This window comes from Nonomuraea sp. NPDC023979 (assembly GCF_040639085.1).
Lineage (GTDB): Bacteria > Actinomycetota > Actinomycetes > Streptosporangiales > Streptosporangiaceae > Nonomuraea > Nonomuraea ceibae.
Map to the genome: position 1 here is coordinate 309,607 of NZ_JBEZZG010000001.1, position 11,695 is coordinate 321,301.

General features: G+C 70.5%; 11 protein-coding genes. 9 read left to right on the forward strand and 2 right to left on the reverse strand.

The genetic code is table 11. The annotated features are described in order from the left end of the window. Positions 1 to 21 precede the first annotated feature (21 nt). The 3 genes from AB0G11_RS01550 to AB0G11_RS01560 all read left to right on the forward strand — a co-directional run bounded on the left by AB0G11_RS01550 (position 22) and on the right by AB0G11_RS01560 (position 1,988). Positions 22 to 369, forward strand: a complete 348-nt coding sequence (locus tag AB0G11_RS01550) for a DoxX family protein (RefSeq protein WP_219509782.1) — start codon at positions 22 to 24, stop codon at positions 367 to 369. Positions 370 to 467: 98 nt separating this feature from the next. Beyond that, the gene (locus AB0G11_RS01555; RefSeq protein ID WP_357583204.1) at positions 468 to 1,076 is read left to right on the forward strand and encodes a dihydrofolate reductase family protein; all 609 of its coding nucleotides are present in this window, start codon (positions 468 to 470) and stop codon (positions 1,074 to 1,076) included. A 33-nt stretch (positions 1,077 to 1,109) separates the two neighbouring features. Beyond that, on the forward strand, positions 1,110 to 1,988 hold the full coding sequence (locus AB0G11_RS01560) for an acyltransferase domain-containing protein (protein WP_357583206.1): 879 nt from the start codon (positions 1,110 to 1,112) through the stop codon (positions 1,986 to 1,988). A gap of 5 nt (positions 1,989 to 1,993) precedes the next feature. Here the strand turns inward: AB0G11_RS01560 and AB0G11_RS01565 are convergent, their stop codons facing one another. Further along, positions 1,994 to 3,013 carry a LacI family DNA-binding transcriptional regulator gene (locus AB0G11_RS01565; RefSeq protein ID WP_357583208.1) on the reverse strand — a complete coding sequence of 340 codons (1,020 nt, stop codon included), beginning with the start codon at positions 3,011 to 3,013 and terminating at the stop codon, positions 1,994 to 1,996. A 322-nt stretch (positions 3,014 to 3,335) separates the two neighbouring features. Between AB0G11_RS01565 and AB0G11_RS01570 the strand changes: the two genes are divergently transcribed. The 6 genes from AB0G11_RS01570 to AB0G11_RS01595 all read left to right on the forward strand — a co-directional run bounded on the left by AB0G11_RS01570 (position 3,336) and on the right by AB0G11_RS01595 (position 11,226). Next, a complete protein-coding gene (locus AB0G11_RS01570) occupies positions 3,336 to 5,093 on the forward strand; it encodes an ABC transporter substrate-binding protein (protein ID WP_357583210.1) in 1,758 nt (585 codons plus the stop codon). A gap of 63 nt (positions 5,094 to 5,156) precedes the next feature. Further along, positions 5,157 to 6,149 (forward strand): ABC transporter permease, encoded by a 993-nt coding sequence (locus AB0G11_RS01575; RefSeq protein WP_357583212.1) that lies wholly within the window; start codon positions 5,157 to 5,159, stop codon positions 6,147 to 6,149. Further along, positions 6,146 to 7,030, forward strand: a complete 885-nt coding sequence (locus AB0G11_RS01580) for an ABC transporter permease (RefSeq protein WP_219509790.1) — start codon at positions 6,146 to 6,148, stop codon at positions 7,028 to 7,030. Before AB0G11_RS01575 ends, AB0G11_RS01580 begins: the two co-directional genes overlap by 4 nt. Further along, positions 7,027 to 7,968, forward strand: a complete 942-nt coding sequence (locus tag AB0G11_RS01585; RefSeq protein WP_219509791.1) for an ABC transporter ATP-binding protein — start codon at positions 7,027 to 7,029, stop codon at positions 7,966 to 7,968. Before AB0G11_RS01580 ends, AB0G11_RS01585 begins: the two co-directional genes overlap by 4 nt. After that, positions 7,968 to 8,843 carry an ATP-binding cassette domain-containing protein gene (locus AB0G11_RS01590; RefSeq protein ID WP_357583214.1) on the forward strand — a complete coding sequence of 292 codons (876 nt, stop codon included), beginning with the start codon at positions 7,968 to 7,970 and terminating at the stop codon, positions 8,841 to 8,843. The genes AB0G11_RS01585 and AB0G11_RS01590 overlap by 1 nt, the downstream gene beginning before the upstream one ends. 10 nt (positions 8,844 to 8,853) lie before the next feature. Beyond that, on the forward strand, positions 8,854 to 11,226 hold the full coding sequence (locus tag AB0G11_RS01595; protein ID WP_357583216.1) for a glycoside hydrolase family 2 protein: 2,373 nt from the start codon (positions 8,854 to 8,856) through the stop codon (positions 11,224 to 11,226). On the opposite strand, the gene AB0G11_RS01600 is transcribed toward AB0G11_RS01595, so the two are convergent. Further along, complete coding sequence (locus AB0G11_RS01600; protein WP_357583218.1) at positions 11,191 to 11,667, reverse strand: Clp protease N-terminal domain-containing protein; 477 nt, start codon at positions 11,665 to 11,667, stop codon at positions 11,191 to 11,193. The genes AB0G11_RS01595 and AB0G11_RS01600 overlap by 36 nt on opposite strands. Between the last annotated feature and the right edge of the window lie 28 nt (positions 11,668 to 11,695).

Below are 11,695 nucleotides of genomic sequence, written 5' to 3' on the forward strand. Positions count from 1 at the left end.
ACACACAGAGGAGCGTCACCCATGTCCACCACCTACGTGATCATCACCCTGCTGGCCGCCGCCACCACCGGCTTCTCGGCCGTCTCCGTCTTCATGCGCGCCAAGTGGGTCGTGGAGCCGCTGGCCGCCTACGGCATCCCGCGCGCCTGGTGGCCGTGGCTCGGCGCGGCCAAGGCGGCGGGCGCGCTCGGACTGGCCGCCGGGCTGCTCGTCCCGGCCGTCGGCGTCGCGGCGGCGATCGGCCTGGTGCTGTACTTCACCGGCGCCGTCGTCACCGTGGCCCGCGCCCGCTGGTTCTCGCACCTGCCGTTCCCGATGATCTACGCCGCCCCGGTGATCGCCTCCCTGGCGCTCGGCCTCGCCGGCTGAACGGCGCGCCTTCAGAAGCGGGGAAGGGAAGCCGTAAGGATTCCGTAAACGGCCTCCGCGATGCTGAAGGCACATCGAAAGCGAGAAGGAGCAGGAACATGGCGAGCAAACTGGTGGTGTCGGCGTTCGTGTCGCTCGACGGGGTCATGCAGGGCCCCGGCGGACCGGGCGAGGACGACTCCAACGGCTTCACCCACGGCGGCTGGCTGGCCCCGCACGTCGACGAGGTGTTCGGCCAGATCATGGGCGACCAGCTCGAGCAGGCGTCCGGCATGCTGCTGGGCCGCAGGTCCTACGACATCCTCTCCTCCTACTGGCCCGGCGTGCCCGACGAGGAGGGCGGCGCCCGGATCAACAGCATGCCCAAGTACGTCGTCACCCGCACGCCCAGGACCGCCGACTGGCGCAACACGACGGTCCTGGCGGGCGAGGCCGCCGAGACCGTCGCCGAGCTCAAGCGGACCACCGACGGCGAGATCATGACCCAGGGCAGCACCGACCTCATCCACACCCTCCAGCGGTACGAACTGGTCGACGAGTACCGGCTGCTCGTCTTCCCCGTCGTCCTCGGCGAGGGCAAGCGCCTGTTCGCCCCGGGCACCATGCCGGCCGGGCTGAAGCTCACCGGCTCCACCACCACGGGCGCCGGAGTCCTGTACGTGACCTACGCGTGGGAGGGCAAGCCCCGCACCGGGTCCGTGGCTTGAGTCGCGGCGCGGCACCCTCTAGCGTTCGGGCACATGAAAGACCTCCTCCCGCCCGACCCGGTCGCCGAACTCCTGCGCCTGACGGTGCCCCACGAGGACGTGGCCGGCGTCCTCGCGGCCCGTCCCCGGCCGGGCACCGAGGCGTGGCGGCTGCTGGAAAGCAACGTGCACACCCTGGTGTCGGCCATGGGCGACCTGGACGACCCGCCGCGCTTCCCCGACCTGCCCGACCCGTACTTCTACGTGCACGTGTTCATGGCCGCCGCGCCGCACGTCCGCGAATACCACCGCTCCCGCGGCATCCCGGACGACGTCTCCTCGCGCACGCTGGCCGACCTGGGCCGCAACATGGCCGTCTACCGCAAGAGGCTCGGCACCGGCGGGCTCAACGCGCCGTTCTGGCTCATGCTGCACTTCCGCGGCATGATCTACGAGCTGGGGCGGCTGCAGTTCGAGCGCGCCACGCTCGACGAGCGCCTGGCCGAGTCGATCAAGGCCGCCGGGCTGCCGTGCGAGCCGGGCGAACCGGCGCTCTCCGTGCACATCCCCGACTTCCTCGGCCCGATGACGCCCGAGGCGTGTGACGCGGCCTTCGCCGAAGCCGCCGCGTTCTTCCCGCGCCACTTCCCCGAGGAGCGGCCGCGCTACGCCTTCTGCGGCTCGTGGCTGCTCGACGAGCAGCTCGCCCGCTACCTGCCGGAGGAGTCCAACATCGTCCGCTTCCAGCGCCGCTTCCGGCCGGCCTACCGCTCGGACAACGACGGCGGCATCGTCCCGTTCGTCTTCGGCGCCGACGCGCGGCTCGCCCCGGACCTGCCCCGCCGCACCAACCTGGAACGCGCCGTCGGCGACCACCTCCGCGCCGGCAACACCTGGCACGCCACCACCGGCTGGACCCCCCTGGCGGGCTGAGCCGGTCAGGCGGGGCGGGGTGGGGCGGTGCTGCCTCGGGGGACGAGGCGGGCGGATTCGTCCTGGATGCCGGTGACCTCCTCGCCGGCGATGAGGGCGAGGAGGGCGCGGGCGGCGTGGGCGCCGTAGGCGGGGATGTCGCGGGTCAGGGCGCTGAGGGCGGGGCGGACGACCTGGGAGAGCGCCGAGTCGTCCCAGGCGACGATCGACAGGTCGCCGGGGACGTCGAGGCGCATCTCGTGGGCGGCCGACATGCCCGCCACGGCCATGATGTCGTTGTCGTAGACGACGGCCGTGGGCCGGGTGGCGGCGCTGACGAGGCGGCGGGTGGCGCGGGCGCCCTCCTCGCCGGTGTAGTCGGTGTGCATGATGGCGGGCCGGTCGAGGCCCAGGTCGTCGCAGGCGGCGGTGAACGCCTGGTCGCGCAGCACGGTGTGGACGAGCTCGGGCAGGCCGGCGACGCGGGCGATGCGGCGGTGGCCGAGTGCCGCCAGGTATTCGACGGTCTCCCGGATGGCGACGGCGTCGTCGGACCAGACGGGGGTCAGGGCGCCGGCCTCCGACGGGTGGCCGATGACGACGGCGGGCAGGCCGAGCTCCTTGAGCGCGGTGACGCGGGCGTCGGAGAAGCGCAGGTCGACGAGGATGGCGCCGTCGACGCGGCCTTCGCCCCACCAACGGCGGTAGATGTCCATCTCCTGGTCGGGTGAGGCGGCGACCTGGAGCATCAGCGCGTAGGAGTGGCTGGCCAGCTCGCTCTCGATGCCGCTGATCAGCTCCATGAAGAACGGCTCGACGCCGAGGATGCGGGCGGGCCGGCACACGGTGAGGCCGACGGAGCGGGCGCGGGCGCCGTTGAGCGCGCGGGCGGCGGAGTTGGGGCGCCAGCCGATCTCCTCGGCGATGGCCTTGATGGCGGCGCGTTTGGCGGGGGAGACGCCGGGGCGGTCGTTGAGGGCGTAGGAGACGGCCACTTTGGAGACGCCCGCTCGCCGGGCGATGTCGGCGATCGTCGGTCGCTTCACCGAGCCTCCACTTGTGAACCGGTTAGTCAGTGCACCCGAACTTTACTACCGCCCTCCCCAACCGCACTTCGGCGGCCCCATCGTCTCAAACGCATCACGACTCTTGACGCCGTCGTCACGCCGTATTTACCGTCACGGTACTTCACCGGTTCAGCGACAGCGCTCGGCACGGCCGGTCGCGGGAGCGCTCCCAAGCGACTCCTGTGCAGGTCAGCGGGCTTTCGCCGGACCGGGGAAGCGGCGGCGTCACACGTCCCGGGCCGCCGATCTCGGGGTTGGACAGGACGGTCGACCTCCGCTTCGGTGGGGGAAGGAGAAACAGATGCAGACCCGGGCGCGGATCCTGATACCGCTCCTCGCGGCTGGCCTGACGGCCACCGCCTGTACGGGCGGCGGCGCCACACCGGCGGCCACCCAGAACACCCAAGCCGCCCCCGCCGCCACCGGCCAGGGCGCCACGGGCGAGCTGCCGCGCAACGAGACCCTCTACACCACCGGCACCCAGTGGGGCCCGCCGGCCAACTTCAACCCGATCCGCGAATGGGACTCCGCCACCGGCACCAAGGGCCTGGTCTACGAGAGCCTGTTCCACTACGACCCGAACGCGGCCAAGCTCACCCCGTGGATCGCCGAGAGCGGAAGCTGGGTGGACGACACCACGTACGAGGCCAAGATCCGCACCGGGGTCACCTGGTCCGACGGGAAGCCGCTGACGGCCAAGGACGTGGCGTTCTCCTACAGCCTCGGCAAGATGGAGACGATCCCGTACCACAACATCTGGGACTGGCTGAAGAGCGTCGAGGCGGTCGACGACCAGACCGTGCGCTTCACGTTCTCCCAGGCCAACTACCAGGAATGGGACTTCAACCTCTACAGCCGCGTCATCGTGCCGGAGCACGTCTGGAAGGACCGCTCCGAGGAGGACGTGCTCAACGGCGTCAACGAGAACCCGGTGGGCAGCGGCGCGTACAAGTATCAGAGCCACGACCAGGACCGCGTGGTCTGGGTCAAGCGCGACGACTGGTGGGGCAAGACGGCGCTCGGCATGGAGCCCAAGCCCCGGTACATCGTCGACGTCGCCACCCCCAGCAACGAGGTGGCCATGGGCATGCTCCTGCAGAAGGGCATGGACATGAGCAACAACTTCCTGCCCGGCGTCGCCAACCTGGTCAAGGGCAACTTCGGCATCACGACGTTCTACAACGAGCCGCCGTACATGCTGTCGGCCAACACCGCCTGGCTGGTGCCCAACACCACGAAGAAGCCGATGGACGACCCGGCCTTCCGCAAGGCGCTGGCCGCGTCCGTGGACGTCAAGAAGATCGTCGAGGGCGTCTACGGCAACCTGGTCAAAGCGGCCAGCCCGACCGGCCTGCTGCCGCAGTGGGACCAGTTCGTCGACCAGGGCGTGGTGGCCTCCGACGGGTTCACCTTCGACACCGCCGCCGCCAAGAAGGCGCTGGCCGACGCCGGCTACAAGGACACCGACGGCGACGGGCTGGTGGAGAACAAGGACGGCTCCAAGATCAGCCTGACCATCGAGGTGCCCGCCGGCTGGACCGACTGGATGGAGGCGGCCCGCGTCATCTCCAGCAGCGCCAAGGCGGCCGGGATCGACGTCAACCCCGAGTTCCCCGACTTCAACGCGCTCGTGCAGAAGCGCGGCGAGGGCAAGTTCGACCTGGTGGTCAACAACGAGCGGCAGCTCTCCAGCAGCCCGTGGACCTACTACGACTACATCTTCCAGCTCCCGATCAGGAAGCAGCAGAACACCGTCAACTTCGGGCGGTACGAGAACAAGAAGGCCTGGGAGCTCGTCCAGCAGCTCGACCGGGTCAAGACCGACGACATCGAGGGCACGAAGAAGGTCATCTCCGAGATCCAGAAGATCCACCTCCAGGAGATGCCGATCATCCCGCTCTGGTACAACGGCCTGTGGTCGCAGTCCAGCACCAGCGTGTGGAAGAACTGGCCGTCGTCGGCCGCCGGGACGCCCAAGTCGGCTCCCGTGATGTGGCGCAACTGGCTTGAGCTGGGCGGGTTCGAGACGCTCACCCAGCTCCAGCCGGCGGCCGGCTGACCGGATGACGGGTGCCCCCTCCGCCCGATCCCCGGGCGGAGGGGGCCGCTTGGGAGACCTCACGTGCGCCAATACTTCGGCAGGAAACTGCTCATCTACGGGCTGACCTTCGTGGTCGCCGTCACCGTCAACTGGATGATCCCGCGCTTCATGCCCGGCGACCCCGTCGCGAGCATGCTGGCCAGGGCCCGCGTGTCGCAGCCGGCGGCCGTCGAGGCGATGCGGGCCTATTACACGAACCTGTTCGGCTTCGACCAGCCGATCTGGCAGCAGTACCTGAACTTCTGGGGCGCGCTGTTCCAGGGTGACTTCGGCATCAGCATCTGGGTGTTCCCGACCCCGGTGGCCGACGTCATCCTCGGCGCGGTCCCGTACACGCTGGGGTTGATGATCCCGGCGGTGCTGCTCAGCTACTGGATCGGCAACCGGCTGGGCGCGTTCGCGGCGCGGCGCAAGCTGCTGGACAACACGGTCCTGCCGGTCGGCTACGTCCTGACGGCGATGCCGTACATGTGGCTGGCCGTGATCCTGGCCTGGGGGCTGGGCGTGACGGCGGGCTGGTTCCCGGTGGCCGGCGGCTACAGCTTCGCGCTGCAGCCGAGCTGGAGCTGGGCCTTCCTGGTCAACCTGCTGCACCACTGGACGCTGCCGTTCCTGTCGCTGTTCGTCGTGGCGCTGGGCGGCTGGGCGATCGGCATGCGCAACATGATCATCTACGAGCTGGAGTCGGACTACTCCAACTACCTGGCGGCGCTCGGCGCGCCGACCCGGCTGATCCGCCGCTACGCCTTCAGGAACGCGATCCTGCCCCAGATCACCGGCCTGGCGCTGCAGCTCGGCGTGCTCGTCGCGGGGGCGCTGGTGACCGAGATCGTGTTCTCCTACCCGGGGCTCGGCAGCCTGATCCTCAAGGCCATCCAGAACCAGGACTTCTTCCTGCTCCAGGGCACGTTCATGTTCATCGTGATCGGGGTGCTGCTGGCCAACTTCATCATCGACATCGTGTACGTGATCGTCGATCCCCGGACACGAGCGGGAATGGCGGGTGCCGCATGACCACGACCACCACCCTGCCCGCGGAAGAGCGGGTGGTGCGCCGCGAGGCGCTGTACTTCGCGGTGCGCAACACCAAGCTGCTCATCGGCTTCGGCATCGTGCTCGTGCTGCTGCTCGTCGGGCTGCTCGGGCCGCTGCTGCTCGGCTCGGCCCCGCCCAACGAGTACGTGGCCGGGCCCATGCTGCCGCCCTCGGCCGAGCACTGGTTCGGCACGACGACGTTCGGCCAGGACGTGTTCACCCAGTTCGTGTACGGGCTGCGCACGACGTTCCTGGCCGGGGCGATGGGCGGCGGGATCGCGGCGGTGATCGCGATGGCGATCGGGTTCGTCGCGGGCTACCGGGGCGGCCTGGTCGACGAGGTGCTCAACATGCTGACGAACGTCGTGCTGGTCATCCCCACGCTGGCCGTGCTGCTCATCATCAACGCCTACCTGGGCATCAGGAGCGTCGGCCTCCAGGCGCTGTTCATCGGCCTGACCTCGTGGCCGTGGGCGGCTCGGGCGATCCGGGCGCAGACGTTCTCGCTGCGCAGCCGCGACTTCGTGGACCTGGCCAGGCTGAGCGGCGTGAGCACCCGCAGGATCATCATGCGGGAGATCGCGCCCAACATGAGCTCGTACCTGTTCATGACCTTCATCCTGCTGTTCGGCGGCTCCATCCTGATCGCGGCCTCGCTCGACTTCATCGGCCTCGGGCCGACCGAGGGCGTCTCGCTCGGCCTGATGCTGCAGAACGCGACCCAGTGGAGCGCGCTCCAGCTCGGCCTGTGGTGGTGGTTCGTCCCGCCGGGCGCGGCCATCACCGCCGTCGTGGGCGCCCTGTACGTGGCCAACGTGGGCCTCGACGAGGTCTTCAACCCGAAGCTGAGGGAGACATGAGTCTGCGGGTCAACGATCTGAGGGTGCACTACCGCACGCTCAGGGGCGAGGTGAAGGCGCTCGACGGGGTCTCCTTCGGCATGGCGGACGGCGAGATCCTGGGCCTGGCGGGCGAGTCCGGCTGCGGCAAGACGACGCTGGGCAAGAGCCTGATCCGGATGGACGGCCGGATGCGTCACGCGGGCGGCACGGTCGAGCTCGACGGCCGCGAGCTGCCCGTCGGCGACGACAGGGCGATGGTCGCGTTCCGCTTCCACGAGGTGTCGCTCATCCCGCAGTACTCGATGAGCGCCATGAACCCGACCCGCAGGATCGGCAGGATGGTCGGCGAGCTGCTGCGCTCGCGCGGGGTCACGCTCGACGTCAAGGAGCTGGAGAGCCGCCTCGACCTGGTGGGCCTGCCGCGTGACGTGCTCGGCCGCTATCCGATCGAGCTGTCCGGCGGCATGAAGCAGCGCATGGTGATGGTCATCTCCACGCTGCTCGACCCGTCGCTGCTGATCGCCGACGAGATCACCTCGGCGCTGGACGTGTCGACGCAGCAGGCTGTGGCCAAGGCGCTGCTCGGCTTCCGGGAGAGCGGCTACGTCAAGAGCATGATCTTCATCACCCACGACCTGGCGCTGACCTCGCACATCGCCGACACGATCATGGTGATGTACGCGGGCCGGCTGGCCGAGAAGGCGCCCTCCGACCGGCTCACCAAGGCCCCGCGGCACCCGTACACCCGGCTGCTGATCAACTCGCTGCCGGAGATCGGCGTGCGCCACCAGGATCGCAAGCTGACCGGCATCCCGGGCAGCCCGCCGTCGCTGCTCGACCCGCCCAAGGGCTGCCGGTTCCGCGACCGGTGCCCGATGGCCGGCGAGGAGTGCGCGGAGGACCCGCCGCCGGTCGAGATCGAGCCCAACCACTTCGTCGCGTGCTGGAAGGCCTGATGCTGAAAGTCGACAACGTCACGAAGGTGTACAAGGTCGGCACCTTCGGCGGCAGGACCATGACGGCCGTGGACGCGGTGAGCTTCGACGTGCGGCCCGGCGAGGTCGTCTCGCTCATCGGCGAGAGCGGCAGCGGCAAGAGCACGCTCGGCAAGATGATCCTCGGCCTCGTCCCGATCACCAGCGGCTCCATCACCGTGGACGGCGTCGCGGTCCGGCCGGGCAAGGAGTACTACCGGTCTGTCCAGGGCGTCTTCCAGGACCCGTTCAGCTGCTACAACCCCGTCTTCAAGGCCGACCGGGTGTTCCGGCTCATCAAGGAGAGCTACTACCCGTCGGTGCCCGACGCCGAGTGGGACGAACGGGTCCGCTCGGTCGTCCGCGACGTGCGGCTCAACCCGGACGAGGTGCTGGGCAAGTTTCCCCACCAGCTCAGCGGCGGCCAGTTGCAGCGGCTGCTCATCGCGCGGGCGCTGCTGCTCGACCTCAAGCTGCTGATCGCCGACGAGATCACCAGCATGCTCGACGCCTCCACCCGCATCGACGTGCTCAACCTGCTGGCCGAGCTCAAGGGCCGGGGTCTCGGCGTGCTGTACGTGACGCACGACCTGTCGCTCGGGCACTACCTGGCCGAGCGTACCGTCGTGCTGCGGCGCGGCACGGTGGTGGAGATGGGCGTGACGGCGAAGGTGTTCGACGACCCGTTGCACCCCTACACCAGGCAACTCCTGTCGGCCGTCCCCCGGCTGCACGCGCCCTGGGAGGAGGCCGCGCCGGTCACCACCTGCCTCTACCACGAGCGCGGCGCCACCGGCGGGCTGCTGGAGGCCGACCCCGGGCACTTCGTGGCATGTGCCCAGCTCAGCGACTGCTAAGGAGACCTACTTGAGCGCGTACCGACCGTTGCACGACGGCTGGACCCTGTCGGCCGTCCCGCGGGACGCCGGACCGACGGACGTGCCCGCGAGCGTGCCCGGCTGCGTGCACACCGACCTGCTGGCCGCCGGCCTCATCGACGACCCCTACCTGGACGACAACGAGAACCGGCTGGCCTGGATCGGCGACACCCGCTGGGCGTACACGACGGTCTTCACCTGGCAGGGCGACGAGCACGAGCGCACCGACCTGGTGTGCGACGGCCTCGACACGGTCGCCACGGTCACGCTCAACGGCGTCACCGTGGGCAGCACCGCCAACCAGCACCGCTCCTACCGGTTCCCGGTGCGCCACCTGCTGCGCGAGGGCGCCAACACGCTCACCGTGACGTTCGGGCCGGCCGTCGCCCACGCCGAGGCGCAGCGCGAACGGCTCGGCTTCCGGCCCGGCGCCTACGCGGCCCCGTACCCGTTCGTGCGCAAGATGGCCTGCAACTTCGGCTGGGACTGGGGGCCCGCGCTGGTCACGGCCGGGATCTGGCGGCCGATCGGGCTGGAGAGCTGGAGCGGCGCCCGGCTGGCCGAGGTCCGCCCGCAGGTCCGGCTGGACGGCCCGGCCGGCGTGGTGGACGTGCACGTGCGCGTCGAGCGCGCCACCGAGGCGCCGCTCACGCTCACCGCCGACGTGGCCGGGGTCAGCGCCGAGGTGCCGCTCGCCGCCGGGCAGCGCACCGCCGTCGCCTCCCTGTCCGTGCCCGACCCGCTGCTCTGGTCGCCTCGCGGCTACGGCGAGCCGCACCGGTACGAGCTGACCGTGCGGCTCGGCGGGTCCCGCTGGCAGCGGAAGATCGGCTTCCGGAGCGTCGAGCTGGACCGGGACGCGTTCCGGCTGTCGGTCAACGGGGAGCCGGTGTTCGTCAAGGGCGTCAACTGGATCCCCGACGACTGCTTCCCCAGCCGTGTCACCCGCGAACGCCTGGCCGCCCGGTTCGCCCAGGCCGTGGACGCCGGGGTCAACCTGCTGCGGGTGTGGGGCGGCGGGCTGTACGAGAGCGAGGACTTCTACGACCTGGCCGGCGAGCTGGGGCTGATGGTGTGGCAGGACTTCCCGTTCGCCTGCGCCGCCTACCCGGAGGAGGAGCCGTTCCGCACCGAGGTGACCGCCGAGGCCCGCGAACAGGTCACCCGCCTGGCCCCGCACCCCGGCCTGGTGCTGTGGTGCGGCAACAACGAGAACCTGGAGGGGTACGCCGACTGGTCCTGGCAGGAGCCGCTGGAGGGCCGGAGCTGGGGCGGCGGCTTCTACCACGACCTGCTGCCGTCGATCGTCGCCGAGCTGGACCCCACCCGCCCGTACATCCCGGGCAGCCCGTTCTCCGCCGACCCGGGCAGGCACCCGCAGGACCCGTCGAGCGGCACCATCCACATCTGGGACGTGTGGAACCGCGAGGACTACACCCGCTACGCCGCCTACACGCCCCGGTTCGTCGCCGAGTTCGGCTTCCAGGGCCCGCCCGCGTACGCCACGCTGCGCCGCGCCGTCTCCGGCGAGCTGGCCGCCGACGCGCCGCTGGTGCTGCACCACCAGAAGGCCGACGACGGCAACGCCAAGCTGCTGCGCGGACTCGGCGACCACCTGCCCCGGCCCGGCTCGTTCGACGACTGGCACTACCTGACCCAGCTCAACCAGGCCAGGGCCATGACGTTCGGCATCGAGCGGTTCCGCGCGCTCGCGCCGCACTGCATGGGCACGATCGTGTGGCAGCTCAACGACTGCTGGCCGGTCACCTCGTGGGCCGCCGTCGACGGCGACGGCCGCCGCAAGCCCCTCTGGTACGCGCTCCGCCGCGTCTACGCCGACCGGCTGCTCAGCGTGCAGGGGGGCGAGGTGGCGGTGGTCAACGGCGGCGGCGCGGCGTGGCGCGGCGAGCTGCTGCTGGTCCGCCGGACCCTCGCCGGCGAACCGCTGGCCAAGGAGTCGGTCCCGGTCGAGGCCGCGCCGCGCTCGGTCGTCCGGGTGCCGCTGCCGCCCGCGTTGTCGGCGCCGGACGACCCGTCGGGCGAGCTGCTCACGGTCTCGCTCGGCGACCGGCGCACCGTGGTGTTCTTCGCCGAGGACCCGGCCGTGGCGTTCCCCCTGGCGGCCTACGACGCGAGCGCCGAGCCGGTGGACGGCGGCTACCGGGTCACGGTCACCGCCCGCACGGTCCTGCGCGACCTGGCGCTCTTCCCCGACCGTCTCGACCCGGCGGCCTCGGTGGACGATTTGCTCGTCACCCTCCTGCCGGGCGAGACGGCGACCTTCCACGTGACGACGGGCGAATCGCTGGACGCGGACGCCCTGACCTCACCCCCGGTCCTGCGCTGCGTCAACGACCGCTGACCCGAGCGTCCGCTGGACGAACTCGTCCACCGTGCGCTCGATCCGGCCGAGGTCGACGCCGAGCTTGACCAGAACCTGGGCGCCCGGGCTCGCACCGTCGCGGACGAGGCCGAGCAGGAGGTGCTCGGTGCCGACGTAGTCGAGGCCGCGCCGCACGGCCTCCTCGTGCGCCGCCTTGAGCGCCTGCTCGGCCGGCGGGGTGAACGGCAGGTAGCCCTGCGCGGGCTGCCCGCCTCGGCCCCTGCTCTCCGCGACCTGGGAGCGCAGACCCTCAAGGGTGAGGCCCAGGCTCTTGAGGACATGGGCGCCCAGGCCCTCGTTCTCATGGATCAGGCCGAGCAGGAGGTGCTCGCCGCCGATGGAGTCGTGGCTGAGCATCCTGGCCTCTTCCTGGGCCAGGATGAGGACGCGCCGCGCCTGTCCGGTGAACTTCTCGAACATGCCGCCACTCCTCGCAGGTGGATCAGGT

What these genes read in the sequence shown, in the direction of transcription:
- AB0G11_RS01600 (WP_357583218.1), bottom strand. Translation starts at nt 11,667, where the DNA reads ATGTTCGAGAAGTTCACCGGACAGGCGCGGCGCGTCCTCATCCTGGCC.
- AB0G11_RS01585 (WP_219509791.1), top strand. Translation starts at nt 7,027, where the DNA reads ATGAGTCTGCGGGTCAACGATCTGAGGGTGCACTACCGCACGCTCAGG.
- AB0G11_RS01590 (WP_357583214.1), top strand. Translation starts at nt 7,968, where the DNA reads ATGCTGAAAGTCGACAACGTCACGAAGGTGTACAAGGTCGGCACCTTC.
- AB0G11_RS01550 (WP_219509782.1), top strand. Translation starts at nt 22, where the DNA reads ATGTCCACCACCTACGTGATCATCACCCTGCTGGCCGCCGCCACCACC.
- AB0G11_RS01580 (WP_219509790.1), top strand. Translation starts at nt 6,146, where the DNA reads ATGACCACGACCACCACCCTGCCCGCGGAAGAGCGGGTGGTGCGCCGC.
- AB0G11_RS01555 (WP_357583204.1), top strand. Translation starts at nt 468, where the DNA reads ATGGCGAGCAAACTGGTGGTGTCGGCGTTCGTGTCGCTCGACGGGGTC.
- AB0G11_RS01560 (WP_357583206.1), top strand. Translation starts at nt 1,110, where the DNA reads ATGAAAGACCTCCTCCCGCCCGACCCGGTCGCCGAACTCCTGCGCCTG.
- AB0G11_RS01570 (WP_357583210.1), top strand. Translation starts at nt 3,336, where the DNA reads ATGCAGACCCGGGCGCGGATCCTGATACCGCTCCTCGCGGCTGGCCTG.